Here is a 24,669-nt window from a genome sequence, read left to right as displayed (position 1 = left end):
TGACAACACCTGACACCGGCCGACGCCCGCCCCGAACACCCCGTCCTGCCAACCGGAGTCCGTCGATCACGTAACGCCGCAGCCACGCGTCACTATGATCCGTACGCGACAAGCACATGCCGGTCGCCGTTGGATCTGACATCTGACAACAGGGGGACGCCATGGCGGAACAGGAGTCGCAACCCGCGGAGCGAGAACAGGCCCCGAGCGCGGCGGAGGCCCTCGCCGCCGACCTGCGCCGGTTGCGCCTGGGGGCGGGCCAGCCCTCGTTCCGCACGATGGCGAAGACGGCCGGCTCCATCTCCCACACCACGCTCCACGAGGCGGCCTCCGGCTCGCGCCTCCCGTCCTGGACCACGACCAGGGCCTACGTCCGGGCCTGCGGCGGTGACGAGGCCGAGTGGCACCGCCGGTGGAGCGCCGCCGCCGACGGGGGGTCGGTACCACCGGCACCACCGGCACCGGCGGCACCACCGGCACCGGCGGCACCACCGGTCGAGCCCTCGGGGCCGCCGGTCGCCGCCGACACCACGGCCGACACCAGGGTCGACACCGCCGCCGAGCCCCCGGCCGCACCGGGCCGGAGCCGCCGCCGGATCTGGACCCACGCGTTCTGCCTGCTCCTCGGCGTGGTGCTCGGCGTCGGCAGCACGCTCGGCGTGGTCGGCTTCCGCGCGCCGAACGCCCAGCCCCCGTCCGCGCACGGCTGCCCGTCCGGGGACACCGAGGCCGAGACCGCCGAAGCGGCCGCCCGCCCCGCACCGGGCCCCCGGCCGGCGACGGAGCGCACGGCCAGCGACGACTCCGGCCCGTCCTGGGCCTCCCGGGTCGCCTTCGACCAGCAGGCCGTCTCCGGTACCGAGGTCGTCCTTCCGGTGCTCTCCCCCGTCACCCGGGGTGACGCCCTGGTGGTCACGATGATGCTGACCAGCACCTGCCCCGGGGCGGTCACGGTCACCGACAGCCAGGGCGACCGGTTCCGGACCGTCGGGGACGTCACCGACTCGCTCCGGCACCGGGTGCTCCTCCTCGCGGCCTTCGGGGCGGGCGCGCTGACCACGGAGGACTCGATCCGCGTCGCCCACCCGCGGGCGAGCAAGTACCACGTCGCCGTCGACGAGTTCCGCGGCGTCTCCGCCGTCCGGGCCGTCGGCCGCGCCTCCGGTGACGCCGGCGGGACCACCTTCTCCACCGCGGCCAACGCCGCCGCCTGCGCCCCCGGCGACCTCCTGGTGGGCACGGTCGGCAGCAACAGCGGCAGTGCCCCCGAGTTCGGCACCGGCTGGACCGGCCTCCCGGCGCTGCGGCTCTCCTCCTACCGCCTCACCACCGCCCACCGGATCGCGACGGATCCGGACCACTGCGCCGCCACCGGGCAGACCACCTCGCAGTGGGGCGCCGTCCTCGCCGTCCTGCGCTGACGACCGCCCCACGCCCACCACCACCCCTGGCCCGGCCGGTCCGGACCACCTAGGCTGACCCCACCTCAACCACCCCGCCACCAAGGGATGCTGGATGATCAGGCGCCGTTCACTGCTGGCACTCGCGGGCCTGGGCGGCGCCGCAGCCCTGCTGCCCGCCGGGCCCGCCCAGGCCACCCGGCCGCGCACCATCGACCTACCCGCCCCCACCACCGGGCGCCCGGTCGGCACCACCACCCTGCACCTGATCGACCACGCCCGCGCGGACCCGTTCGTGCCCGCCGCCGGCCCACGTGAACTGATGGTGCAGCTCTGGTACCCGGCCCGCACCACCGCCGGCCGCCCCCGCGCGCCCTACACCACGCCCCGGGTCGCCGCCGTGCTCGACCAGCGCCTGTCGCTGGATCCGGGCACCATCGCGGCCGTCCGCGCCACCGCCCGCACCGACGCGCCCGCGCTCCCCGGCCCGCTCCCGCTGCTGTTGCTCGGCCACGGCCGCACCGGCGCGCGCAGCAACTGCACCGCGCTGGCCGAGGAGCTGGCCGCACACGGCTACCTCGTCGCGTCGGTCGACCACACCTACGACGCCCTCGCCGTCGAGTTCCCGGACGGCCGCCTGGTGCGCACCGTGCTGGAGGACGAGCCGGCCGACTGGGAGGCCTCCGAGCGCCGCGAGATCGCCGCCCGGGTCGCCGACCTCCGCTTCGTCACCACCGAACTGACGCGCCGCCGAGATCGCCGCCCGGGTCGCCGACCTCCGCTTCGTCACCACCGAACTGACGCGCCGCCGAGATCGCTTCCGGATCGACGAGGACCGGATCGGCGCGCTCGGCCACTCGATGGGCGGCTCGGCGGCCGCGGAGGCGCTGCGCCAGGACGAGCGGTTCCGGATCGGCCTCAACCTGGACGGCGGCCTGTTCGGCTCGCCCGTTGCGGACCTCGGCCTGGACCGGCCCTTCCTCCTGCTCACCTCCCTCGCCGACCACGAGACCTGGCAGCGCTGGCGCAGCCACCAGCACGCCTGGGGGCGCCAGTTGCAGACCCTCGGCGCCGGACACCTGAGTTTCACCGACCTGCCGCACACCGCCCTCCCCGGCAACCTGCCGGGCCGCATCCCCGCCGACGCCTACGCCCGTCTGCTCGGCACCCTCGACCCCGCCCGGGCGACCGCCGTCACCCGGGCCTACACCCTGGCCTTCGTCGACCACTTCCTGCGCGGCCGCCCGGCACCCCTCCTCGACGGCCCGTCGCCGCGCTTCCCGGAGATCGAGGTCCGCTGGAGCCGCGACTGACGCCCGACCGGGGCCACGACGCCGGACGTCAGACCCGCCGGGTCGCCCGCAGCGAGTTGCCGTCCCGCCGCACCCGGAGGAAGAGCACCGCCAGCGCCACGGCGGTGAGCGCCACCAGGATCCCGGTCTCGACGAGCTGGATCGGCACGAAGTGCCCGACGGGGTGGTACTCGATCCAGTTGCCCGTGGCGTTCTCGCAGCCCCGCGTCCGCTCGCCGTCCCAGCAGAACTCGCTCGAGACCCACCGGCCGTCCGGGAGTACGTACCCGTGGTCGACCAGCCACGCGTTGTCGGGCTGACCGAAATAGGTGCCGCGCGGGGTCATCTCCCTGACCGACGGGTAGAAGGAGGGGCGGCCCCACCGGAGCACGCCGTGGGTGACCGCCAGCAGCACGCCGGTGACCAGGACCGAGGCCACCGTGCGCCGCAGCACCTGCCCGACCAGCAGGCCCAGCGCCAGCGCGAACAGCGACCAGGCGACCGGCACCACCCCGAGGACGGGGTAGGTGAGGCCCTGGAACGGCGGATCGAAGGCGAACGGGCGGTGCACGATGTCCGCGCTCCACACCCAGGTCGCCAGGACGGCGAGCACCCCACTGGCGGTCAGCACCGCCAGCCCGGGCAGGGCGATCCGCGCGGTGAGCCAGCGCAGCGGGCTGACGGACTGGGCCCAGACGAGGCGGACGGTGCCGCGCTCGTACTCCTGGGCGAGCATCGGGGCGCCGAGGAACATGCCGATCAGCAGGGGGAGGGCGACGAAGACCGGCTGGACCCACGCGGTGTACAGGTAGGTGCGACGGGTGACGGGCGAGAGCATGCCCCGGCAGCCGGCGTCGGCCCAGCTGGTCGGGTTGTAGCACTCGGCCCGGCGCAGATCCGCCATCAGCGGCTGGAGGGAGAAGTGCAGCCAGAGCAGGGCGGCCGAACCGGCGACGAGCAGTGCGGCGATCGCCCACAGCGCGGTGCGGCTCTGGCGCCGGCTCAGCCAGAGCAGCCCGCCCGGGCGGCGCCCGGCCCGCTGCTCGCGCGGTGGCGCCGCGGTGGTGGCGCGGTCGGCCAGGACGTTGGTGCTCATGCGGCGATCCCGTTCTCGGTCGTCTGCTCCTGCCGGCCCGACCCGGTGGCGGCCCGGGCGGTGCCGGCCGGGGTCCGGAGGTAGCCGAGCAGCAGTTCCTCCAGACTCGGCCGGCTGCCCTCCCAGGGGCCGTCCACCGGATCCCCATCCCCGGTGCGGACCAGCGCGTCGATCCGGCGGCCGGTGGAGCGCTGCTCGACCAGGACGTCCTCGGGGAGCGCGCTGCCGGCCGGGCCGGTGAGCAGCTGGTGTCCGTCCAGCAGGTCCTCGACGTCGCCGCAGAGCCGGATCCGCCCCGACTGCACCAGCAGCAGGTAGTCGATGACGCCGTCCAGTTCGGGGATGATGTGCGAGGAGACCACGATGGTGGTGCCGCGCTCGGCGGCCTCGGCCATCAGGGTGCCCATCAGCTGGTGCCGGGCGAGCGGGTCGAGGTCGGACATCGGCTCGTCGAGCAGCAGCAGGTCGGGGCGCTTGCCGAGGGCGAGCGCGAGGGCGACGCGGGTGCGCTGGCCGCCGGAGAGCGAGCCGACCTTCGCCCTCGGCCTCAACTCGCCCTGGTCGATGACCTGTTCGGCGAGGCCCTGGTCCCAGGCCGGGTTCAGCTCCCGGCCGAGCCGCAGGGTCTCGGCCACCGTGAAGCCGGGGTAGAGCGGCTTGTCCTGGGCCACGTACGCGACCCGGGCGCGCAGGTCCTCGGTGGCGGCGGGCTCACCGAACACCCGCAGCTCGCCCTCGGTGGGGGTGAGCAGACGGGCGGCGATGCCGAGCAGGGTGCTCTTGCCCGCACCGTTGGGGCCAGCCACCCCGCAGATCCGCCCGGCCGGGACGGCGAACGTGCAGTCGCGCAGCGCCCACTCGCCCCGGTACCGCTTGCCCAGGCCGTCGGCCGCGAGCGCCGCCGGGCCGCACGGCGCCGGTGGTGCCGGTGGTCCCGCTGGTGCCGGTGGTGTGTTCATCGGGTCGTTCACCCGGTCCCCCCGCTGTCCTTAACTCGGTGTTGCCGGGGAGACCCCGGTGTCGAATCGCTGCTCCAGGACGGAGGCCATCAGCGCGGCGATGTCCTCACGCTCCAGCCCGGCCCCGCGGGCCTGGTCCACCCAGCCGACCAGGTCCGCGCGCAGCGGCCCGTCGGCGGCGGCCTCCGGCCGGGCGAGCGAGCGCCGGACGAAGGTGCCGAGCCCCGGCCGGGGCTCGACCAGGCCCTCGCGTTCCAGTTCGCGGTAGGCCTTCAGCACGGTGTTGGGATTGATCGCGGTGAGCTCGACCACCTCCCGCGCGGTCGGCAGCTTGTCCCCGGGCTGGAGCAGCCCGAGCCGCAGCGCCTGCTTGGTCTGCTGGACGATCTGCTGGTACGTGGAGACGCCGCTGCGCCGCTCGATGCGGTACTCGATCACACGCGATTCGACCTTTCACTAGTGCAATAGTGGAATGGTGGCCCACCGGGGCGCCCGGGTCAAGCCGGACCGGGGGGCGGCCCCGGGCCGTGCGGACGATCAGGGCCGTTGCAGCAGCACGAGGGAGTCCTGGTCGACGACCCGCCGGTAGCCGCGCCGCTCGTACTCGACCAGCATCCGGGCGGTGTCGGCGGTCGCGCACGGGGACTGCACGCTCGGGTCCGTCCGGTCCACCACCACCCACTCGGGCCCCGGCCCGGTCGGCTCCCGGCAGACCAGGGTGACGGTGGCCCGGCCGGTCAGCTGCGCGGCGAGGCGGTTGGAGGCGGCGACGGTCGCGCCGTCGGGTATCGAGCCGAGCAGCGCCCGGGTGTGCACGAGCCGGGGCGAGGTGCGCCACGCCTCGGGCATCACCACCTCGTGCAGCGGATAGACCGGCACCGTCACGGCCGCCACCAGGGCGCTGACGGCGAGCGCGCGCCGCGCCCGGCGCGGGTCGGTGCGGGTGAGGGCGTCCACCAGGGCCGCGATCACCAGCGGCATCAGCACCGCGCTGTAGTGGTAACTGACGCCCCAGTAGTGCGGGTTGGCCGAGAGCAGCCGCCAGCCCAGGGTGGGCGCGCAGAGCAGGACCAGCGGCGAGCGCAGCCCGAGGAAGCCCGCCGTCGCGGCGAGCAGGAACAGCAGCAGCCACTTGATCGGGGGCCAGCCGACCCGGGCCGCCAGCGACCAGGGCGAGGGCTGCCCGCCACTGCCCAACTGCTGCCAGTAGTCGAACCCGCCGTGCGGGTTGAACGAGGGCAGCACCACCGTGACGGTGAGCACGGTGGCCGCGACGCCGACGCCCGCGAGCACGAGCCCCGGCAGCGGGCCGCGCCGGTCCCGGCGGGCCTGCCAGGCGATCAGCACGCCGAAGGCGGCCACGGTCAGGCCGAGGTCCTCCTTGACCAGCAGCAGCGGCAGCGACCACAGCGCCGCGGCCAGGTGGCGGCGCCGGCCGAGCGCGGTGGCCGCGAAGGCCAACAGCGGGACGGCGAAGGCGATCTCGTGGAAGTCGTCGCAGACGGCCCGGACGATCCCCCAGGACGCCCCGGTCACGCACCCGATCACCAGCGCGACCCGCGGCCCGCCCGTCTCGTACGCCCACCGGGTGAGCGGCACGACCGCCAGCGCCATCAGCAGCGCCTGTGCGACCAGCAGGGTGACGGCTCCCGGAAACAGCCGGTAGACCGGGGCGAGCACGGCGATCAGCGGGTGGAAGTGGTCCCCGAGCAGGTGGTACCCGGGCCCCTTGAGCGGCACGATCGGCGCCTGGCCGTGCGCGTACGCGCGGACGGCCTGCTCGAAGATGCCCAGGTCATAGGCCTTGCTCAGGCCGCGCCGGTAGCGGTTGACGGCGACGCAGGCGTAGAGCGCGGCGAACCCCGCAGCCAGGCCCCAGGCCAGGACGGCGGGTCGACGCGGCGGGCGGAACAGGCGCATCGGCAAAGTACCCTTTCACTATTCGATTAGTGGAAGGGTGGTGGAAGGGCACACCGTCGTCAACCCCGGTCCGGCCGCGCCGACCGGGCCTCTGACCTGCCCGGATGCGGTCCGCTAGGCGGGCTTTGTGAAGCCGATGGAGCCGGTGGAGCCGATCGACTCAGCGGGCCTCAGGACCGCACGGCCTCCGGGTCGCGGCCGAAGAAGCCGGCGAGCCGGTCGTACGGTGGGGCGTCCTCGGGCACGGCGACCTCGAGGCCGAAGGCGTGGCGCTCCTGCTCCGCGCCGCGGTACTCGGGCGCGAGGGCGCCACGGGCCCAGGCCAGGGCGACGAGGGCCACCTCGTGGTCCAGCCCATCGGTGGACTGGCCGGTGGCATGGGCCAAGTCCCAGCCGTGAACGGCGAATTCGGCGATCTGCTGGTCCACCGGGAAGCGGGCCGGAAGCGCGCCGACGCCCGGGGCCTCCAGCGTCCCGGTGAGGTCGCCCGCCGCCCGCCAGGCGTCGACCAGCTCCTCGGCGCCGGCCTCGAAGGCGTGCAGCCAGTCCTCCTCCACCCGCTCGAAGGGCTGCGACCAGTCCGGCTGCCCGCCCTCGGCCCGGACGGTGAACTGCCGCAGGTCGAACAGCAGATGGCTGATCAGGTCGCCGACGTCCCAGGAGCGGCAGGCCGTCGGGTGGCCGGCCAGCTCGACGCCGACGCCGTCGATCAGCCCGGCGGTCTGCGCGAGGGCCCGGGCGAGCAGCTCGATCGGGTCTTCCGCTGCGGTCATGGCACACCTCTCGGTCGGGAGCGCGTCGCCGGCGTGGCCGGGTGCGGTCGGGAGCACCGCTCGGACCGGGCGATCGTAAGCGCGTCCACCGACGACCGCCCGCCGCGACACCGGCCCGGCGGTCGCACCACCGGGCCGGTCTCCGTACGGCGAAGCGCCGCGACGTCCTGCGACGTACCGCGACGTCCTGCGACGTCCCGCGAGCCGTCAGGCCGCGAACCCGCCGTCCACCGCGAGCTCCGCGCCCGTGACGTACCGGCCGTCCTCGCCCGCCAGGTAGGCGACGGCGGCGGCGATGTCCGCGCCCGTGCCGAAGCGGCCGAGTGCGGTCAGGCTGCTCTGGAGCTCGGCGGCCTCACCGTCCACCGGGTTCATGTCGGTGTCGATCGGGCCGGGGTGGACCACGTTCGCGGTGATCCCGCGCGGGCCGAGCTCCCGGGCCAGCGCCTTGGTCAGGCCGATCACCGCCGCCTTGCTGGTCGCGTAGAGGGTGGCGCCGGGGAAGGCGACCCGCTTGGCGATGCAGCTGCCGATGGTGACAATCCGCCCGCCGTCGGCCAGGTGCGCGGAGGCGGCCTGGGCGAACAGGAACGGCGCCCGGACGTTCACCTCCAGGACCCGGTCGACGTCGTCGAGCGCCAGGTCACCGATCGGGCCGAGCACGCCGACGCCCGCGTTGTTCACCAGGACGTCCAGCCGCCCGAACCGCTCCGCGACCTCCGCGACCACGGACTGCACCGCCTGCGGGTCGGCGCTGTCCGCGCGGACCGCCCAGCCGCGACGCCCCATCGCGGTGATCTTCGCCGCGACCTCCTCGGCCCGCTCGGCCCCGCCCTGGTAGGTCAGGGCGACGTCGGCGCCGTCCTCGGCCAGCCGCAGCGCGACCGCCGCCCCGATCCCCCGGCTGCCGCCGGTCACCAGGGCCACCTTGCCGTCGAGCTTCGCCGCACCGTTCATCGTCATATCTCCAGAACTCCTCATTCGGATGTGATCCGACTCGTTCCGATCAGAACCCCCGGTTCCGATCTCGGACATGACTCGATCCTGGGCTGCGGCGCCGGAAAGCTCCGGCGGTATTCAGACGTCGCGTTCAACGTTCAACTACCACCCGAAGCGCCCACGCACACGGCCTCACGCCCGCTCGCGCGCCCCCTCCCGGTCGTACGAGCCGACCGCCGGCCGCCCCGTGCGGTCCGGCCCCCTCGCGCCTGCCCCGGCAACGCACCGGCAACGCACCGGCAACGCACCGGGCCGAGCGGCCGACCCCGGGGAGGGGCGGCCGCTCGGCGCGGGTGCGAGGAGGTGTCAGACAGTCAGGGTCTGGCCCGGGAAGATGAGGTCCGGGTCGCCGCCGATGGTGCGGACGTTCTTGCCGTACAGGCTGTCGGTGTCGGTGCCGAACTTGGCCGCGATGCCGCTCAGCGTGTCGCCGCTCTTGACGGTGTAGCCGCCGCTGGAGGTGTTCTTCTCCGAGGTCGGCGCCGACTGCGCCGGCTTGGCCGACTGCTGCGGCTTCGACGCCTCCTGCTGCTTCGGCGCCTGCTTGCTCTTGGGCGCCTGCTGGGCCTGCGACGCCTGGGTCTTGGACGCCTGGGTCTTGGACGTCTGGGCCTTGGACGCCGGCTTGGCGGCCGGCTTCGACGGCGTGGTGTCCGAGGGGTCGACGGCGGCCGGGGCGCCGCCCTTGCTCAGTCCGGCCTTCTGCGAGCAGACCGGCCACGCGCCGGGCCCCTGCGAGGCGAGGACCTTCTCGGCGACCGTGATCTGCTGCGCCTTGCTGGCCTGGTGGGCCTGGGGGGCGTAGGCGGTGCCGCCGTACGCCTTCCAGGTGCTGGGGGTGAACTGCAGTCCGCCGGAGAAGCCGTTGCCGGTGCTGGTGCTCCAGTTGCCGCCGCTCTCGCACTGGGCGACGGAGTCCCAGCTGGAGGTGGTCGCGGCGGAGGCCGAGGTGGCCGTGACGAGGCCGGCCACCGGCAGGGCCGCGACGGCGGCACCCGCGACGACCGCCATCCGCACGCGGTTGCGCTTGGTGGCGGTGGTGTCGGTGGCAGCGGCGGTCTCGTGACGGGAAGTCATATAAGTCCTCTCGGCAAGCCCCGGGCGGGCAGGCGGAACCAGACCCATGACGGGCCGGTCGTCGCGCTCACCTCGCTCGATGGGCGGCCGGACACGTGTGGGACGCGCCGTGCCGCCCCGGCCACCTCCACTCGCCGACGACCTGTTCGAGCTGGTCGCGTCGGCGGGCACGGCCCTCGCGCCGGGGGTCAGGTCGGCGGGCCGTGCGTCGGGGTGAACCCGGGTGGTGCTCGTTGCACCGCCAATGAAGCTACGGGCCACCTCGGGGTGCAGCAAGCAATTCTTGGTCTCCGCAGGTCAGTTGACTGTTACCGGCGGTATTGATCAAGGGGGCGTGCCCAGTTCGACCAGGTTTGACCGCATTTTCAAGATCAAATGATCAACTTTCACGCCCCCGTTCACCTCTGTCCACCTGTGAGGCCGAGCACACCATCCACCCACCGCGAGCATGAGTTGACGTACCGTCACCGCCGAAGCCGGAGTTCCCTGTTCCGCACCGCCGCCGGGTGGCATTCACCACACCCGACACGCTCCACGACCGGACGGACGCGCTCAGTCCCGGGCGCCGAGCTCCGCGTCCCGCGCCAACAGCGCCGCCTGCACCCGGTTCTCGCAGCCCAACTTGGCCAGGATCCGGCTGACGTACGTCTTCACCGTCGCCTCGCTCATGTGGATCCGCGCCCCCGCGTCCGCGTTGGACAGCCCCTCACCGAGCAGCGCCAGCACCTCCAGCTCGCGCGCCGTCAGCACCTCCAGCCGGCGCCGGGCCTCCGCGCCGCGGGCGGCCGCCGAACCGCTGCGACCGGAGGCCAGCGAGTCGACGATGTGCCGGGTGGCGGCCGGGGACAGGAAGGCGTTCCCGCCGGCCGCCGCGCGCACCGCCTGGATCAGCTCGTGCGGCGCGGTGTCCTTGAGCAGGAATCCGGCGCCGCCCTCGGTCACGGCGCGCAGGACGTTCTCGCGCTCCCCGAAGGTGGTGAGAATCAGCGCCCGCGCGCCGGGGGCGACCTTCGGCAGCTCCCCGAGCGCCGTCAGCCCGTCCATCACCGGCATCTGGATGTCCAGCAGCACCACGTCCACCCGGTGCGCCCGGGCCAGCTCCAGCGCCTCCCGCCCGTCGGCGGCCTCGGCGACCACCTCGATGTCGGCGGCAGAGCCCAGGATCATCCTGATCCCGGCGCGGATGAGCGGCTCGTCGTCGGCGACGAGGACTCGGATCACGGCTGGTCATTCCCCTCGAACGGTGCTGCGGCAGGAACACCATCCTCACATCCCGGTCGAACACCGCGTTCCACCCGGTCAGGACTTCGTGAGGTAGTGCTCCTTCTCCACCAGCGCCCCGTCCTTGAAGCAGAACCGCATCACGTTGTCCTGGCCCCAGGCGTCGCTGAGGTCGGCGGACAGGTACCAGCGGCAGTGCGAGCCCTCCGGGGTCTTCGGCCCGCTGCCCCGGTAGTCGTCGGTGAAGAAGGAGTTCCCCGGCGGCAGCCGGTGCAGCACGTCGGCCTCGGGCGTGCCGATCTCCAGCTCGTCGTACACCGACTTCTGCACCGTCGCCTCGTCGGTGCCCTGGACGAAGGCCACCACGCCCCAGATCAGCAGCCCCAGGACGGTCAGGCCGACCGCCCCCACCCCGACCGCGCAGCCGATCGCCGGACTGCGCCGCCCGCCCTCCACCCCGGCCACCGGCGGCAGGCCGTCCAGCACCCAGTCGTCGACCCCGGCGATCGCCGCGCCCCCGTCACCCGCGCCCTCCGCCCCCTCGTACGGCAGCACGCCGGCCAGCCGGAACCCCTGGTCCGGCGTCGGCCCGGCGTGCACCATGCCGCCGACCAGCCGGGCCCGCTCGCGCAGGCCGGTCAGCCCCTGACCACCGCTGACCGCCGGGCCCGCGCCGGCGCGCACGCCCACGGACTCCGGCGCAGACGGGTTGACCACCTCCACCACCAGCGCGTCCGGCTCGTACCGGAGCGCGACGGTGATCGGCGCGCCGGGGGCGTGCTTGTGCGCGTTGGTGAGTGCCTCCTGCACCATCCGGTACGCCGCGTGGTCCACCGCGGCGCCCAGCGGGCGCGGCTCGCCCTCCCGGGAGAAGGAGACCAGCGCCCCGGCCGCCCGCGAGGATTCGACCAGCCCCTCGATCCCGTCCACCCCGCCCCGGGCCGGCGCCGCACCCGCCGCCACCGGCGGCACCGCCGTCGACTCGTCGTGCAGGACGCCGACCACCTCGCGCAGCTCGCGCATCGCCGCGACCGCCGCCTGCCGCAGCACCCCGACCGCCTCGCGCTGCCGGTCGTTGAGCGTGCGGTCCACCTCCAGCGCGCCGGAGTGCACGGAGATCAGCGCGAGCTGATGGCCCAGGCTGTCGTGCATGTCCTGGGCGATCCGGTGCCGCTCGCGCAGCCGGGCCTGGTGCACCACCATCACGCGCTCGCGCAGCAGTTGGTCGTTGCGCTCGCGCAGCGCGTCCAGCAGGGCGTGGCGCTGCGCCCGGTAGCGGCCCCACAGCGCGGGCAGCACGGCGACCAGCAGGAAGCCGCCGAGCGAGAGCCCGACGATCAGCTTGGGCGAGGCCGAGCCGGCGTCCTTCAGCACCCCGGTCACCATGAACAGCGCCCAGCTCAGCACGAAGGTGCCGACCAGTGCGGTCACCCGGCGCAGCCTCGCCCCGGCCGACCAGCCCGCGCAGACCAGCAGCGGCAGCGGCCCGGCGGCCCAGCCGGTCGCGGCCGAGGTGAGCACCAGCACCGTCGCCGGGAAGGCCGGCCGCAGCAACGACAGCAGCGCGACCCCCAGCCCCAGCAGGACCGGGTGGCCGGAGCCCGCGGCCACCTCCAGCAGGGCCGCGACCCCGCCCATCACCAGGGCGAGCGTGCCCTGGCCCGCCACCCGCCGGGGCGGCCAGGGCCCGGGAAACGCCGTCCGTACCGCCTTCTTCCAGACCCGTGCCATCGCATCCACCCGTCGAGGCTATCGGGCCGCCCCACCCGGCCGCCGCCACCGTTCGTCGCCCCCGCCACCGACGAAAGTCGCCGCTCACACGCCCTGGGCGTGTCCTAGCCGAAGGCCGTGAGCAGCAACGCCACGTCGTCCACCCGGTGCGAGGGGCCGACCTCGCGCAGGATCCGGTCCGCCAGCAGCTCCAGCCCGTCCGGCCCCTGCGCCCCGCCGCGGGCGAGCGCGGCCCGCAGCCGGTCCACCCCCTGGTCGATCGCCACCGCCGGATCCTCCACCAGCCCGTCCGTGTACAGCGCGACCACCGTGCCGGGCGCCAGGCGCAGCTCGCTGACCGGGTACTCGGCCCGCTCCGCCACGCCCAGCAGCGGCCCGCCCGGCACGTACAGCGCCTCGGCCCGCCCGTCCGGGCGGCGCAGCACCGGCGGCAGGTGCCCGGCCCGGGCGATCCGGGCGGAGCCGTCGGCGGGGGTGAGGCGGACCAGGCAGCAGCTGGCGAGCAGCCCGGGGTCGAGGTCGAGGAGGAGCCGGTTGGTGCGGGCGAGCACCTGGTCGGGCGGGTCGTCGCCGGTGGCGAAGGCGCGGACGGCGCTGCGCAGCTGGCCCATGGTGGCGGCCGCGCCGACGCTGTGGCCCTCGACGTCGCCGATCACCAGGGTGACGTCCCCGTCGGTGACGATCGCGTCGTACCAGTCGCCGCCGATCTCCATGCCCTGGGTGCCGGGCAGGTAGCGGGCGGCGATCCGGATGCCGGGCACGTCCGGGAGGCGGTGCGGCAGCAGCGCCTGCTGGAGGCCCCGGGCCAGGGCGAACTCGGCGTCGTACAGCCGGGCCCGTTCCAGGGCCTGGGCGATGAAGCCGCCGAGGGCGGTGAGCAGGCCTCGGTCCTCGACGGTGAAGGGTCGCGGCCGGTCGAAGCCGAGGATGCAGCTGCCGACCGGGTGGCCGGAGGCGATCAGCGGCAGGAAGGCCCAGGCGCCCATCTCGTCGAGCGCGATGCCGGGGTAGGCGGCGGCGAGCTCGCGGACCGACTCGAAGAAGATCGGGGTGCCGGTGCTCAGCGTCTCCGCGCCGGGGATGCGGGCGGCGACCGGGGTGCCCTCGAAGGCGTCCAGGAAGCCGTCCGGGTAGCCGGTCTGCGAGATCAGGTGCAGGTGCTTGTCGCGCACCCCGTAGATGGCGAGCTCCTGGCCGCCGAAGGCCGGCAGGATCTCCTCGGCCACCGCCCGGCAGACGTCGCGCACGCTGACGGCCTCGGTGAGCGCGCTGGCGAGCTGGAGCAGGTGGTAGGTGCCGCCGACGCCGGTGGGGGCGTCGGTCCGGGTGCCGTCGCGGGCCGCGGGCGGCGGGGGTGCGGCCTGCGGTTCGGCCGCGCCCGGCGGGGCGTCGGCGGCCACCACCCTGCCGGTGACGCCGTGCGTGTCGGGGTAGAGCGAGAAGGCGAGCCAGCCGTCCGGCGGGCGGGCGGCCAGGAAGGCGGTGGGCTGCTGGGAGAGCAGGGCGGCCCGGTAGCGGTTCTCGAAGAAGGGGTCGGCGAGCCAGGGCAGCACGTCCCACAGGTGGTGGCCGACCAGGTCCTCGCGGCGCGCCTGGAGCAGTGGCTCGGTGCCGCGGTTGGCGTAGCTGATCCGGCCGTCCGGGTCGAGCGAGAAGACGCCCTCGCGCAGCCGCTCGACGGCGGCCGCGGCCGCGGTGAGGGTGCGGGCGTCGAGGACGGCGCCGACCAGATGGGTGCGGCCGTCCGAGATCGCCGCGGGCACCCGCGCCCAGAGCTCCACGGGGTAGGGGCGGCCGTCCGGCCCGAGCACCCGGACCTTGGCCGCCAGCACCTCGCCCCGGGCCAGGGCGATCCGGGCGGCGGCCCGGAACTCGGGCAGGTCGCCGGGGGCGATCCGGCTGCGGAGGGCGGCCACCGTACCGTCGAACTCGCCGGGTCCGACTCCGAAGATCGCGAGGAACTGCTCGTCGGCGGCCAGCGCCCCGGTGGCGACGTTCCAGTCGAACAGCCCGACCCGGGAGGTCGGTGCGGAGGGCGGCGGCAGCTCGACCACGGCCGCGTCGCCGCCCGGCTCCACGGGGTGCCCGGCCGCCGCCAGGCCCGCCAACCCGGCGGCCAGCCGCTCGGCCACCTCCGCCAGCCGCGGCGGAGCGTCCTCCGGGACGCCGTCGTCGGAGGCCGGCCAGAACACGCTGAGCACCCCGAACCGCTCCTCGCCGCCGGCCACCGGCACGCAGGCGGAGGCGAAGTCGTACGGCATGCCGACCGCGAGCTGCGGGAAGCGCCGCATGGTGTCCTCGGTGTCGGCGAGGGTGATGGACCGCCCGGTGCGGAAGCTGACGGCGACGGGCAGCGGGCCGGCGGCGGCGATCCGCCGGAACGGGCTCATGATCGACAGCGGTACGCCCGCGATCGTGCAGAGCACCAGCGAGCGGCGGTCCCTCGACCGCAGGTACACCATCGCCCCGTACGCCCCGGTGCCGCCGAGCGCCCGGCGGACGGCGCCCGCCAGCAGGTCGTCCCGCTCCACCGCCGCCGGGGCGGCGCCGGGCTCCTGCGGCCGGTGCGGGCCGGGCCGCATCGCCCGGTCGCGGCCGCCCGCGTGCGGATGGCGCATGCTCTTTTGCTACGCCGGGCCCCGGGGCGTGTCAAGGCGAGCCCCGGGGCCCCGGGTGCCCGTCGGCCCCGGTTGCGCCAGCATGGTCGGCATGCCGACCACCCCCGGCCGCACCACCGTGGTCAACCTCAAGGGCCACCGTGACGACCCCGGCCACGCCGACGTCGTCTACGTCGGCCGCGCCATGCACCGCGGCGGCTGGCACCTGCCCGACTCCCCGCTGCACTGCCCCTACCGCCCCGGCCCCGACCTCACCCGCGAGCGGATGGTCGCCGAGTACCGCGCCTACCTCCTCGCCCGCCCCGACCTGCTCGCCCTCGTCCCGCCCCTGCGCGGCCACCGCCTCGGCTGCTGGTGCGCGCCCCTCCCCTGCCACGCCGACGTCCTCGCCGACCTCGCCGACCACCCGCCGCAGCACTGACGCGCGGACGCCTCACAGCCCGGAGGGCTCGGCCTCCACCGCGTACGGCACCAGCCACGCCGTACCTCCCCTGGGCCTCAGCGCTGAGGGCCTCAGCCCAGTACGGCCCCGGTCGGGGCTTCGGTTGGTTCGGGGACTGTTCGATATCCTCCGGGCGAGTGGTGGCGCGTGGGGCGCCCCGGGGGAGGTGGGAGCCGGTATGCAGTCGCCGTCGTCCGAGGGGCCCGTGCGCGAGGCGTCGTGGCAGTGGGACGGAGAGGCGGACGGCACCGAACGGGAGCCCGCGGACGTGGTCGGCGGGGGCGGGGGCTGGCCGCGGCCGAGCCGGCGCGGGGTGCTGGCGGGGGCCGGGGTGCTGGCGGCGGGCGCGGCGGTGTGGGCGTTCGGCCGTTCGGGCGCGGACCAGCCGGCTCCGCCGCCGAGGCCGCAGCCGACCGCGCTGTCCGGGCCGACCCCGCTGTGGACGTACTGGGGGCCGGAGGCGATGACCCCGGAGCGGCTGGCCGGCCCGCCGACCCGGCCGGTGTTCCTGTCCCGGGCCGGGCTCCAGGTCCTGGACCCGGCCACCGGCGAGCCCGCGCGGCTGCTCACCTTCGACCCGCCCCGCGCGAACTGGCCGAGCGACGTGGAGGTGCTGGGCAAGGTGGTGCTCGGGCCGGACCGGCTCTTCACCACCTCCCCGGGCCACCTGGACGCCCGCCACCTCGGCGACCCCGCCGCCGACTGGAGCCTGCCGCTGCCCGACGACCTTCAGGGCACCGTCCTGCTGTCCGGCACCGACGACGGCATCCTGTACGGCTACGTCTGGGACTGGGGGCTGGCGAGCTCGACACCGAACGGCCGGCTCTTCGCCGTCCGGGTCGCGGACCGCTCGGTGCTGTGGCACCTCTCCATCGACCGGAACGAGCGGCCGTTCACCCCGGTCGCCGCGCCCGGCGGCCGTCTCCCGTGCCTGCGCAACCTGGGCGACCGCACCGAGTTGGTGGTCCGGGACGCCGCCGACGGCCGGGAGCTGTGGACGGCTCCCGGCTGGGACCTGAGCTGGTGCGTCGGCGGTCCGGTGAACGTCTACGTCCCCGACGGCGCCGGCGGCGTCCGCGCGCTGCGCCCCGGCGGCGAGCCGGCCTGGACGGTCTCCCCCGCCCGGGGCGAGTCGTGGCGGGCGATGCCCCCGCTCTCCGACGGCCCGCGGGTCTACCTGACCCGCGACAACGGCCTGGTCACCGGGCACGACGCGGTCACCGGCGCACTCCAGTGGTCCTACCGGCTGCCGTTCCTGCTGGACCTCCGCAGCCATCCGCTGGTGGCCGGCGGCACGCTGTTCGTCCCCGGTCCGGCGGCGGCCGGGGTGTGCGCGATCGACACCGCGAGCGGCACGCCGCGCTGGACGTTCCTCGACTCGGGCCCCGGTAAGGACGTCTGGTCGCTCGCCACCGACGCGGACCACCTCTACGCCGGCCACGACGACGTCCTGCACGCCCTCCCGCTCACCTGACCGCCCGGCACCACCGGCACCACCGGCACCAAGCACCACCGGCACCGCCCGGCACCACCGGCACGACAGGATGGCCCGATGCAGGTACACCCGATCTCCCCCGACCGGCTGGCCGAACTGCTCGCCGACCGCATCACCGCGCTGCCCGGCTCCGGCGACCGGTGGCTACGGGTCGCGGTGGACGGCGCGCCCGCCGCCCGCCCCGACCTGCTCGCCGACGCCCTGCTGGAACCGCTGCGGCTGCGCGGCCGCCCCGCGCTGCGGGTGTCGGCGGCGGACTTCCTGCGCCCGGCCTCGATCCGGCTGGAGTACGGCCACCAGGACGCGGACGCCTTCCACGACCTCTGGCTGGACGACCGCGCCCTGCTGCGCGAGGTGCTGGACCCGCTGGAGCCCGGCGCCAGCGGCCGCGTCCTGCCCTCGCTGCGCGACCCGGTGACGGACCGCGCGACCCGCGCCGCGTACGCCGAACTGCCGCCCGGCGGCGTGCTGGTGCTGGACGGCGCGCTGCTGCTCGGGCGCTGGCTGCCGCTGGAGCTGACCGTCCACCTCGCGCTCACCCCGACCGCCCTGGCCCGCCGCACGCCCGCCGACCAGCAGTGGACGCTGCCCGCCTTCGCCCGCTACGAGGCGGAGACCGGCCCGACCGAGGCCGCCGACGTCACCGTGCGGGTGGACGACCCTCGTCACCCGGCCCTGGTCGAGCGGGCCTGACGCCCGTACCGGCCGGGGCCGGGCCACGCTGGCAGTAGGGGCACCAGTACGCCACCCGGTCCTGCGGGGGCGCGCCCTGGCGGGCGGTCCGGACGAGGGTGCCGCAGCGCGGGCAGGGGCGGCCGGCCCGGCCGTAGACCCAGTGCTGGTGGCCGCGCCGGGTGTCGCCGGTGGTGACGTGGCCGGGGCGCAGCCGGTTGGCGTCGAGGAGGTCCCGGGCCCGCGCCACCAGCCGGTCAGGGCGCGGGAGTTGGCCGACCTCGGTCCACGGGGTGACGCCGGCCAGGTAGCAGAGTTCGGCGGCGTAGACGTTGCCGATGCCGGCGAGGTTGCGCTGGTCGAGCAGCGCCTCGGCGAGCGGGCGGCCGGGGTGGGCGAGCAGTCGGCGGACGGCCTCCACCGGGTCCCAGTCGGCACCGAGCAGGTCGGGGCCGAGGTGGCCGACGGCGCGCTGCTCGTCGGTGGTGCGCAGCAGGTCGACGACGGGCAGCCGGTAGCCGACGGCGGTGCCCCGCTCGGTGCCGAGCACGGCGCGGATCTGCCAGGCGGGGCCGCCGACCCAGCGCTCGCCGGGCCGGTAGACCTCCCAGCGACCGTCCATCCTCAGGTGGGTGTGCAGCGTGAGGCCGCCTTCGAGGCGGGTGAGCAGGTGCTTGCCGCGCGGGACGACCTCCAGCACCCGGCGGCCGGCGAGTGCGGCGGTGGCGTGCGCGGGCACCCGCAGGTCGGCGCTGGTCAGCACCTGCCCGGCGAGGACCTCGTGCAGCCGGGCCGCCGCGCGGTAGACGGAGTCACCTTCTGGCATGTCTCCATCCTCCACCGCGCGGCGGCCCGGCGGGGCGGCGCACTACTCGCCTTCGGCCACCTGGCCCTCGCGGACGACCACGACCGGGCAGGGCGCGTGCTCGGTGAGGTGGCGGCTGACCGAGCCGAGCAGCACGCCGGAGAAGCCCCCGAGGCCGCGGCTGCCGACGACGAGCAGCGCGGCGCCGTTGGCGGCCTCCAGCAGGGCCTGGGCGGCGTTGCCGGGCATCACGCTCTCACTGATCCGCACGCCCGGGTCGTCGCCGACGACCCTGACGACGGTGTCGGAGAGGGTCTTGCCAGCCAGTTCCTCGGGGTTGAAGACCTCGGCGGACGGCACGCTCGGCGCGGCCCAGCCGTAGAACGCCGGGTACTCCCAGGCGGCGATCGCGTTGATGGTCCCGCCGACGGCCCGTGCGTAGTCGACTGCCCAGCGCAGCGCCTGCTCCGAGGCGGGCGAGCCGTCCACGCCGACGACGATCCGGGGGTTGGCACTCATGGCGTTACTCCTTGGCGCTCAGTTCCTGCTCGGTCCCGACACCCCGAACATAGATCAAATCGGACATGTAGCCGGTATTTGCCACGCCATGATCGGCATTTCACATTCAGATCGAGGGCGGCTGACCCCGGCCGAGCCGCGCTTCTGCGAGGATGTCCGGATGCCGAGCAAGCCCCGCCGCCGCACCGGCGGCTTCGCCGACCTCCTCGTCGCCCTGCCGCCCCGGGAGGAGGACGACGGGTTCCCACTGGGCCCGCACCCGCTCGCCGCAGGCGGTTTCGTGGACGCCGACGGCTGCCGCTGGCGGCTGGCACGCGGTCCGCTGCACCCGCGCAGGGCAAAGCGGTTGGCCGTGGAGGCCGACGCGATGACGCTGGGCGCCTGGCACCAGGACTTCCCCGACGCCCTGGTCCCGGTCCTGCTTGCACCCGAGGAGCGCCCGGCCGCCTGGCTGGAGGTCAGGGACCGGTTCGACGCTCCCGATCCACCCTCGCACCAGGCGTACGAGTTCGTCGCCGCGGACGGCCGGACGCTCCTCTACATCAACACCCGGTGCTGACTCAACTCCGGTACGCGGCCCAGGAGTCGGCCATCCGCTGGACCTGACCGGGGGTGAACTGGCTCATGCAGGAGTCGTAGCTGTAGTCCATGAAGTTGTGGATCGGGTCCAGCCCGGGCCCGGTGCAGGTGTGGCGGCCCTCGGGGCAGCCGTAGGCGGGGCTGCGCTCGGCCGGGGTGTCGTCCACGTAGTCGCCCGGGGCCATGCAGCCGCCCTGGAAGGTGTGGAAGAGCCCGAACCAGTGGCCGATCTCGTGGGTGGCGGTGCTGCCCTCGTTGTAGTGGGCGGCGCTGCCGCCCGGCAGGGAGGTGTCGAGGACGACCACGCCGTCGTCGGCGGGGTTCGAGCGGTAAGCGCTCGGGAAGGTCGACCAGCCGAGCAGGGACTGGCCGAGCTTGGCGGTGTAGAGGTTGAGGGTGCCCGCGTCGCCCTTGCGCAGCGCGGTCTTCATCTCCCTCTCGGCCCCGGAACCGGGGGTGATGCCGTTGTACCAGGAGGCGTTGTCGGTGTAGTCCGTGCCGGCCAGCTCGAAGTGGAACTGGCTGGGGGTGTTGCCGTCGCCCTGGCCGCCGTAGGTCGCGTTGAGGTGGTCGATCTGCGCGGCGACGACGCCCCCGTCGAGGCGGCCGGTGTCCCCGGCGTGGATCACGTGGACGAAGACCGGGACGGTCGTCGGGGCGCCGACCCGGGCGTGGGCGGAGGCGAGTTGAGCGAGCCGGTCGTCGAGGTCCGCCTGCATGGCCCGGGCCTGGGCCGGGGTGACGGCGTTCGGGTCCCGGCCGGCCTGGCTGCCGGCCGGCTTGCGGGCGGCGGCGTCGGAGTCGGACCCCGCACAGGCCGCCGTCGCGGTGGTCGCGGCAGTCGCGGCGGCGGGGTGCGGGGCCGGGGCGGCGAACTGGCCGAGGCCGGCGGCCGCGACCAGCGCGGCCGCACAGGGGAACAGGCGGGGGGCACGCGAGCGCACCCGGGCAGTACGGCGCATCTGCGCTCCTGACAAGGGAGTTGACGGAGTGTCGGCCGCGCCCCGGGCCCGCCCGGCTCGGCGCGGACTCGCCGAGACTACGACGCGATGAAGACGATCTCCCGCAGGGCGCGCGCGGCGGCCCGGTCGAGTACCACGGCCGACGCACAGCCCTCCGGCGGCCGTCCCGCCCCGGTGAGCCGGCGCCGCAGCCCGTCGACGGCGGCCCGGTGCCGGGCGAAGGCGTAGCGGGAGACGCTCTGCCCCCGGCTCTGCTGCCCCTCCCGCGCCTCGGCCGGTTCGGCGTCCAGCAGCAGCAGGTGCACCCGGCGGCCCTGCCGGGCGGCGGTGCGGGTCAGCCAGGCCCGCACCCAGGACAGCGAGCCGCAGTCGTGGACCGCGAGCGGCCCGCCGGCCAGCACCGCGCGCCGCAGCCGCCGGTAGTGCGCGATCCGCGCCAGCGGGCGGTAGAGGGCGTACGGGAGGCGGCCGGGCAGCCTGGCCGCGTACTCCTCGCGGACCAGCTGGGAGTCGACCAGCGGGGCGCGCACGCAGCGGTGCATCAGGGTGCTCTTGCCGCTGCCGGGCAGCCCGGAGACGACCAGCAGGTCGCCGGCGGGGTAGTGCAGCGCCGCCGGGGCGGGGCCGGCCCGCAGGTCGTGCAGGCCCGGCTGCACCCGTAAGGCCTGCGGGGCGGCGGGGCGGGGCGGCGGCACCCGGGGTGCCGCCGCCTCCGCCGTTCTCGTCCTGGTCACCGGTCCTCCCCCCGCCCTTCCCTCCCTGGGAGCATTACGCATTCCCAAGAACGAGTAAAGAGCGGTGGTCACCGGGCCCGGCCGGCCGGTGCCGGATCAGGGCGTGTCGTGCGGGCCGGTCAGCCGAGCTGGGGGGCGACCCGGGAGGCGATGAGCTCCAGGTGGTCGAGGTCGTCCAGGTCCAGGATCTGCAGGTAGATCCGCTCGCTGCCGACGGCCGCGTACCGGCCGATCCTCTCGGCGACCTCGTCCGGGGTGCCGGCCAGGCCGTTGGCCTTCAGCTCGTCCACGTCCCGGCCGATCACGGCCGCCCGGCGGGCCACCTCGGCGTCGTCGCGGCCGACGCAGGCCACCAGCGCGTTGGAGTACACCAGGTCGCCGACCGAGCGTCCGGCCTGCTCGACGGCGGCCTTGACCCGGCCGAACTGGGCGGCGCTGTCCTCCACCGAGGCGAACGGCAGGTTGAACTCGTCGGCGAAGCGGGCGGCCAGCGCCGGGGTCCGCTTCGGGCCGAGCCCGCCGACCAGCACCGGGATCCGGTCCTGGGCCGGCTTGGGCAGCGCCGGCGAGCCGGTCAGCGTGTAGTACTCACCGGCGAAGTCGAAGGTGTCGCCGAGCTTGGTGTTCCACAGGCCGGTGATGATCGCCAGCTGCTCCTCCAGCCGCCCGAACTTCTCCTTCGGGAAGGGGATGCCGTAGGCGGCGTGCTCGGCCTCGTACCAGCCGGCGCCGAGGCCGAACTCGACCCGGCCGCCGCTCATCGCGTCCACCTGGGCGACCTGGATCGCGGTGACGCCGGGCAGGCGGAAGGTGGCGGCCGTCATCAGGGTGCCGAGGCGGATGGTGCGGGTGTCGCGGGCGAGGCCGGCCAGGGTGATCCAGGCGTCGGTCGGCCCGGGCAGGCCGTCGACGTCGCCCATCTTCAGGTAGTGGTCGGAGCGGAAGAAGGCGCTGAAGACGCCCAGGTCCTCGGCGGCCCGGGCGACCGTCAGGAGGGTGTCGTAGCTCGCGCCCTGCTGCGGTTCGGTGAAGATGCGGAGATCCATGCGGACCATTCTGGTACAGACCACCCGTGGATCGGCGCAGAGAACCGGCCAAGCCGCCGAACCTGCTCGGGGCGAGTGCGAAGACACGCCCCGAGGTGGCCAAGGTCTCAGTACGGAACCGTCACGACCTGCCGGTCCGGGCGGTCGGCTCGCCTACCGTGGACGGATGTTCGCCACCCCCGACGAGTCCTTCCGGCGCTCCCCCGACGAGCCGGCCGGCTGCCCGCTGCCCGGCATCGTCGCCGCGTTCACGCCCCGGCTGGCCGAGTTCGCCTTCGAGCCCGGCTTCGTCGCGATGGTCGACCAGCACACCGCGATGCTGCGCGAACTGCTGGACGCGCAGGGGCCGGAGCTGACGCCCCGGCCCCTGGACCGTGAGGAACTGTCGGACTACGCGCTCGGTTTCCTGGACGCGCTCACCGAGATCGGCTGGCGGGAACCGGTGGGGTACGACTACGCGGTGCACCGGCTGACCGCGATCTGCTGGCTGGTGCGCGAGCAGGACCTGCTGCGGGCCTGAACCGCAACCGCGCTAGCGCGGCTGGTCGCCCGGGCGGCCCGGGTCGATGCCGGGCGGCGGCGGGGTGCCCGGGGCGGCCTGGGTGGTCGGCCGGACCGGCTGGTTGGCCAGCGCGTCCGCCCGGCCCGCCTGGTAGGCGCTGCCGCGCAGCTTGGCGGTCTCCTGCTCGGCGCTGTTCAGCCAGCGCTCCCAGCGCTGGCGCATCGGCGTGATCAGGCCGCCGCCGACACCCACCACCAGCACGCCGGTGATGGTGGCGAGCCCCGCGATCAGCACCGGACCGGTGATCGCGGTGGCGATCCCGGCCTGGCCGAGCGCCGCGATCACGCCCAGCGCCACGATGAACGCCCAGGCCAGCGTGGAGACCGTCCGGCCGTACGAGGCACCGGAGAGCGCGTTGCGCACGATGTCGCGGACGCCGTTGGCGATGGCCATCGCGACCACCACGATCACGACCGCCACGATGCCCTTGGGCAGCCAGGCGACGATGCTGTGGATCATCACGCTGATCGGGTTGGGCCCGAAGACACCGAACGCCAGTTGCAGCACCATCAGCAGGACCGCGTAGTAGACGATCTTGCAGATGATGCCGGTCATGTCGTACTTCGACCCGCTCAGGTGGCGGGCCATCCCGGCCCGCTCGGCGACCTTCTCCGAGCCGACCCGGCGCAGCACGCGGTCCAGGACCTTGGCGATCGCCTTCGCCACGATCCAGCCGATGACCAGGATCGCCAGGAAGGCGATGAACTGCGGAATGAATTTCGCGATCTTGGACCAGGCATCGGTGAAACCCGATCCGAAGTCCACGGAGAGTGCGAGCTGCTGAGCCACGGAGTCCTCCACTCGGTGACACGGCGCCACGAGCGGCGCGGGCGACCCCCCACCCTTCGTGAATAGCAGCCCCCCGCCCGGCCCGCGCGCGCCTGGTCCCCGGGCTGCTCCCCTCGGGTGAATCGGGCCCGTAGACGCCCCGCGTAAAGTGATGTTCAAGAGGCACGGGACGGGGGCGGGACGGGACGGGACGGTGCGGGTGTGAGCAGCGACACGGTGGACGGCGGCACGACGGCCGACAGCACGACGGCAGGCGGCACGGCCGGGCACCCGGCACTGCGCTGGCGGGTACGGCCCGAGGCGGCGCGCGCCGCCGTCCTGGTCCTGCACGGCGGCGAGGAGCACAGCCTCTCCCGGCCCGGGCCGGTCAACCTGCCGCTGCTGCGGATGCACGGCTTCCTGCGCTCCCTCGCCAAGGACACCGCCGGCGCCGACGTGGCCGTGGGCACCGTCCGCTACCGCCACCGGGGCTGGAACGGGCAGCGCGCCGACGCCGCCCGGGACGCCCTCGCCGCCCTCGACGAGTTGGCCCGGGAGCTGGGCGAGGTGCCGACCGTCCTGATCGGGCACTCGATGGGCGGGCGCGCGGCCCTGCGGGCCGGCGGTCACCCGGCCGTCACCGGCCTGGTCGCCCTCGCCCCCTGGTGCCCGGCCGAGGACCCGTGCGAACAGCTGGCCGGGCGGGACGTGCTGCTGCTGCACGGCGACCGGGACAAGGTCACCCCGCCCGCCGAGACCCGTGCCTTCGCCGCCCGCAGCCGGGCCGCCGGCGCCCGCGTCTGCGGCTACACCGTCACCGGCAGCGGCCACGCGATGCTCCAGCGCATCCCGGACTGGCACCGGGCCACCACCCGCCTGGCCACCGCCCTGCTCGGCCTGCGCCCGCTCCCCGCCGAAACCGCCTCCGCCCTCGCCCTCCCGCCCGCCTCCCCCGAGGCCCTCACCCTCGCCCTCCCCCGCCAGCCGCGCGACTGACCC

General features: G+C 75.0%; 25 protein-coding genes. 8 read left to right on the top strand and 17 right to left on the bottom strand.

Annotated features, from left to right (window positions below; all coding sequences use genetic code 11):
- The first annotated feature begins 161 nt into the window (after positions 1-161).
- The gene (locus ACIPLC_RS10315; RefSeq protein WP_400472523.1) at positions 162-1,421 is read left to right on the top strand and encodes a hypothetical protein; all 1,260 of its coding nucleotides are present in this window, start codon (positions 162-164) and stop codon (positions 1,419-1,421) included.
- A 196-nt stretch (positions 1,422-1,617) separates the two neighbouring features.
- Here ACIPLC_RS10315 and ACIPLC_RS10310 read toward each other — a convergent pair whose 3' ends face one another.
- Entirely contained in the window at positions 1,618-2,190 is a 573-nt protein-coding gene (locus ACIPLC_RS10310) for a hypothetical protein (protein ID WP_400472522.1), read from the bottom strand.
- Between the two features lie 70 nt (positions 2,191-2,260).
- Between ACIPLC_RS10310 and ACIPLC_RS10305 the strand changes: the two genes are divergently transcribed.
- A complete protein-coding gene (locus tag ACIPLC_RS10305; RefSeq protein WP_400472521.1) occupies positions 2,261-2,713 on the top strand; it encodes a hypothetical protein in 453 nt (150 codons plus the stop codon).
- 28 nt (positions 2,714-2,741) lie between these two features.
- On the opposite strand, the gene ACIPLC_RS10300 is transcribed toward ACIPLC_RS10305, so the two are convergent.
- The 10 genes from ACIPLC_RS10300 to ACIPLC_RS10255 form a co-directional block, all read right to left on the bottom strand.
- Entirely contained in the window at positions 2,742-3,788 is a 1,047-nt protein-coding gene (locus ACIPLC_RS10300; protein ID WP_400472520.1) for a hypothetical protein, read from the bottom strand.
- A complete protein-coding gene (locus ACIPLC_RS10295) occupies positions 3,785-4,747 on the bottom strand; it encodes an ABC transporter ATP-binding protein (protein WP_400472519.1) in 963 nt (320 codons plus the stop codon). Before ACIPLC_RS10295 ends, ACIPLC_RS10300 begins: the two co-directional genes overlap by 4 nt.
- Positions 4,748-4,777: 30 nt before the next feature.
- Positions 4,778-5,185, bottom strand: a complete 408-nt coding sequence (locus tag ACIPLC_RS10290; RefSeq protein WP_400472518.1) for a GntR family transcriptional regulator — start codon at positions 5,183-5,185, stop codon at positions 4,778-4,780.
- 99 nt (positions 5,186-5,284) lie between these two features.
- Positions 5,285-6,667 (bottom strand): DUF2079 domain-containing protein, encoded by a 1,383-nt coding sequence (locus ACIPLC_RS10285; protein ID WP_400472517.1) that lies wholly within the window; start codon positions 6,665-6,667, stop codon positions 5,285-5,287.
- A gap of 170 nt (positions 6,668-6,837) precedes the next feature.
- Positions 6,838-7,440 (bottom strand): TIGR03086 family metal-binding protein, encoded by a 603-nt coding sequence (locus ACIPLC_RS10280; protein ID WP_400472516.1) that lies wholly within the window; start codon positions 7,438-7,440, stop codon positions 6,838-6,840.
- A gap of 207 nt (positions 7,441-7,647) precedes the next feature.
- The gene (locus ACIPLC_RS10275) at positions 7,648-8,403 is read right to left on the bottom strand and encodes an SDR family NAD(P)-dependent oxidoreductase (protein ID WP_400472515.1); all 756 of its coding nucleotides are present in this window, start codon (positions 8,401-8,403) and stop codon (positions 7,648-7,650) included.
- A gap of 342 nt (positions 8,404-8,745) precedes the next feature.
- Complete coding sequence (locus tag ACIPLC_RS10270; RefSeq protein ID WP_400472514.1) at positions 8,746-9,516, bottom strand: transglycosylase family protein; 771 nt, start codon at positions 9,514-9,516, stop codon at positions 8,746-8,748.
- A 552-nt stretch (positions 9,517-10,068) separates the two neighbouring features.
- On the bottom strand, positions 10,069-10,737 hold the full coding sequence (locus ACIPLC_RS10265) for a response regulator (protein WP_400472513.1): 669 nt from the start codon (positions 10,735-10,737) through the stop codon (positions 10,069-10,071).
- A 78-nt stretch (positions 10,738-10,815) separates the two neighbouring features.
- Positions 10,816-12,468 (bottom strand): sensor histidine kinase, encoded by a 1,653-nt coding sequence (locus ACIPLC_RS10260; RefSeq protein WP_400472687.1) that lies wholly within the window; start codon positions 12,466-12,468, stop codon positions 10,816-10,818.
- Between the two features lie 104 nt (positions 12,469-12,572).
- Positions 12,573-15,086, bottom strand: a complete 2,514-nt coding sequence (locus ACIPLC_RS10255; protein ID WP_400472512.1) for a SpoIIE family protein phosphatase — start codon at positions 15,084-15,086, stop codon at positions 12,573-12,575.
- 91 nt (positions 15,087-15,177) lie between these two features.
- On the opposite strand from ACIPLC_RS10255, the gene ACIPLC_RS10250 reads away from it, so the two are divergent.
- From ACIPLC_RS10250 to ACIPLC_RS10240, 3 genes are all read left to right on the top strand, one after another.
- Entirely contained in the window at positions 15,178-15,507 is a 330-nt protein-coding gene (locus tag ACIPLC_RS10250) for a DUF4326 domain-containing protein (RefSeq protein ID WP_400472511.1), read from the top strand.
- Between the two features lie 199 nt (positions 15,508-15,706).
- A complete protein-coding gene (locus ACIPLC_RS10245; RefSeq protein WP_400472510.1) occupies positions 15,707-17,002 on the top strand; it encodes a PQQ-binding-like beta-propeller repeat protein in 1,296 nt (431 codons plus the stop codon).
- A 78-nt stretch (positions 17,003-17,080) separates the two neighbouring features.
- On the top strand, positions 17,081-17,716 hold the full coding sequence (locus tag ACIPLC_RS10240; RefSeq protein WP_400472509.1) for a uridine kinase: 636 nt from the start codon (positions 17,081-17,083) through the stop codon (positions 17,714-17,716).
- On the opposite strand, the gene ACIPLC_RS10235 is transcribed toward ACIPLC_RS10240, so the two are convergent.
- Both ACIPLC_RS10235 and ACIPLC_RS10230 read right to left on the bottom strand, forming a co-directional pair.
- Entirely contained in the window at positions 17,664-18,521 is an 858-nt protein-coding gene (locus ACIPLC_RS10235) for a DNA-formamidopyrimidine glycosylase family protein (RefSeq protein WP_400472508.1), read from the bottom strand. The two genes, ACIPLC_RS10240 and ACIPLC_RS10235, sit on opposite strands and share 53 nt — an antisense overlap.
- Before the next feature lie 42 nt (positions 18,522-18,563).
- A complete protein-coding gene (locus ACIPLC_RS10230) occupies positions 18,564-19,019 on the bottom strand; it encodes a universal stress protein (RefSeq protein ID WP_400472507.1) in 456 nt (151 codons plus the stop codon).
- A 160-nt stretch (positions 19,020-19,179) separates the two neighbouring features.
- Here ACIPLC_RS10230 and ACIPLC_RS10225 point away from each other — a divergent pair, with 160 nt between their 5' ends.
- Positions 19,180-19,578, top strand: coding sequence for a hypothetical protein (locus ACIPLC_RS10225; RefSeq protein WP_400472506.1), 399 nt, complete (start codon positions 19,180-19,182; stop codon positions 19,576-19,578).
- Position 19,579: 1 nt separating this feature from the next.
- Here ACIPLC_RS10225 and ACIPLC_RS10220 read toward each other — a convergent pair whose 3' ends face one another.
- The 3 genes from ACIPLC_RS10220 to ACIPLC_RS10210 all read right to left on the bottom strand — a co-directional run bounded on the left by ACIPLC_RS10220 (position 19,580) and on the right by ACIPLC_RS10210 (position 22,340).
- Complete coding sequence (locus ACIPLC_RS10220; protein ID WP_400472505.1) at positions 19,580-20,560, bottom strand: zinc metalloprotease; 981 nt, start codon at positions 20,558-20,560, stop codon at positions 19,580-19,582.
- A gap of 77 nt (positions 20,561-20,637) precedes the next feature.
- Positions 20,638-21,294, bottom strand: coding sequence for an AAA family ATPase (locus tag ACIPLC_RS10215; RefSeq protein WP_400472504.1), 657 nt, complete (start codon positions 21,292-21,294; stop codon positions 20,638-20,640).
- A 119-nt stretch (positions 21,295-21,413) separates the two neighbouring features.
- A complete protein-coding gene (locus tag ACIPLC_RS10210) occupies positions 21,414-22,340 on the bottom strand; it encodes an LLM class F420-dependent oxidoreductase (RefSeq protein ID WP_400472503.1) in 927 nt (308 codons plus the stop codon).
- Between the two features lie 166 nt (positions 22,341-22,506).
- Between ACIPLC_RS10210 and ACIPLC_RS10205 the strand changes: the two genes are divergently transcribed.
- Positions 22,507-22,860 (top strand): DUF6401 family natural product biosynthesis protein, encoded by a 354-nt coding sequence (locus ACIPLC_RS10205; RefSeq protein ID WP_400472502.1) that lies wholly within the window; start codon positions 22,507-22,509, stop codon positions 22,858-22,860.
- A gap of 12 nt (positions 22,861-22,872) precedes the next feature.
- Here the strand turns inward: ACIPLC_RS10205 and ACIPLC_RS10200 are convergent, their stop codons facing one another.
- Positions 22,873-23,691 carry a hypothetical protein gene (locus ACIPLC_RS10200; RefSeq protein WP_400472501.1) on the bottom strand — a complete coding sequence of 273 codons (819 nt, stop codon included), beginning with the start codon at positions 23,689-23,691 and terminating at the stop codon, positions 22,873-22,875.
- A gap of 201 nt (positions 23,692-23,892) precedes the next feature.
- Between ACIPLC_RS10200 and ACIPLC_RS10195 the strand changes: the two genes are divergently transcribed.
- Positions 23,893-24,666, top strand: coding sequence for an alpha/beta hydrolase (locus ACIPLC_RS10195; protein ID WP_400472500.1), 774 nt, complete (start codon positions 23,893-23,895; stop codon positions 24,664-24,666).
- Positions 24,667-24,669 lie beyond the last annotated feature (3 nt).

Origin of the sequence: Kitasatospora sp. NPDC086801 (genome assembly GCF_044745805.1) — a bacterium.
In the GTDB taxonomy this organism is placed as follows: domain Bacteria; phylum Actinomycetota; class Actinomycetes; order Streptomycetales; family Streptomycetaceae; genus Kitasatospora.
This window is presented reverse-complemented; position numbering and strand designations above follow the sequence as displayed.

Coding starts and splice junctions, on each gene's coding strand:
- ACIPLC_RS10315 (WP_400472523.1), top strand. CDS start 162: ATGGCGGAACAGGAGTCGCAACCCGCGGAGCGAGAACAGGCCCCGAGC.
- ACIPLC_RS10305 (WP_400472521.1), top strand. CDS start 2,261: ATGGGCGGCTCGGCGGCCGCGGAGGCGCTGCGCCAGGACGAGCGGTTC.
- ACIPLC_RS10300 (WP_400472520.1), bottom strand. CDS start 3,788: ATGAGCACCAACGTCCTGGCCGACCGCGCCACCACCGCGGCGCCACCG.
- ACIPLC_RS10295 (WP_400472519.1), bottom strand. CDS start 4,747: ATGAACACACCACCGGCACCAGCGGGACCACCGGCACCACCGGCGCCG.
- ACIPLC_RS10285 (WP_400472517.1), bottom strand. CDS start 6,667: ATGCGCCTGTTCCGCCCGCCGCGTCGACCCGCCGTCCTGGCCTGGGGC.
- ACIPLC_RS10280 (WP_400472516.1), bottom strand. CDS start 7,440: ATGACCGCAGCGGAAGACCCGATCGAGCTGCTCGCCCGGGCCCTCGCG.
- ACIPLC_RS10275 (WP_400472515.1), bottom strand. CDS start 8,403: ATGACGATGAACGGTGCGGCGAAGCTCGACGGCAAGGTGGCCCTGGTG.
- ACIPLC_RS10270 (WP_400472514.1), bottom strand. CDS start 9,516: ATGACTTCCCGTCACGAGACCGCCGCTGCCACCGACACCACCGCCACC.
- ACIPLC_RS10260 (WP_400472687.1), bottom strand. CDS start 12,468: ATGGCACGGGTCTGGAAGAAGGCGGTACGGACGGCGTTTCCCGGGCCC.
- ACIPLC_RS10255 (WP_400472512.1), bottom strand. CDS start 15,086: ATGCGCCATCCGCACGCGGGCGGCCGCGACCGGGCGATGCGGCCCGGC.
- ACIPLC_RS10250 (WP_400472511.1), top strand. CDS start 15,178: ATGCCGACCACCCCCGGCCGCACCACCGTGGTCAACCTCAAGGGCCAC.
- ACIPLC_RS10245 (WP_400472510.1), top strand. CDS start 15,707: ATGCAGTCGCCGTCGTCCGAGGGGCCCGTGCGCGAGGCGTCGTGGCAG.
- ACIPLC_RS10240 (WP_400472509.1), top strand. CDS start 17,081: ATGCAGGTACACCCGATCTCCCCCGACCGGCTGGCCGAACTGCTCGCC.
- ACIPLC_RS10235 (WP_400472508.1), bottom strand. CDS start 18,521: ATGCCAGAAGGTGACTCCGTCTACCGCGCGGCGGCCCGGCTGCACGAG.
- ACIPLC_RS10230 (WP_400472507.1), bottom strand. CDS start 19,019: ATGAGTGCCAACCCCCGGATCGTCGTCGGCGTGGACGGCTCGCCCGCC.
- ACIPLC_RS10225 (WP_400472506.1), top strand. CDS start 19,180: ATGCCGAGCAAGCCCCGCCGCCGCACCGGCGGCTTCGCCGACCTCCTC.
- ACIPLC_RS10220 (WP_400472505.1), bottom strand. CDS start 20,560: ATGCGCCGTACTGCCCGGGTGCGCTCGCGTGCCCCCCGCCTGTTCCCC.
- ACIPLC_RS10210 (WP_400472503.1), bottom strand. CDS start 22,340: ATGGATCTCCGCATCTTCACCGAACCGCAGCAGGGCGCGAGCTACGAC.
- ACIPLC_RS10205 (WP_400472502.1), top strand. CDS start 22,507: ATGTTCGCCACCCCCGACGAGTCCTTCCGGCGCTCCCCCGACGAGCCG.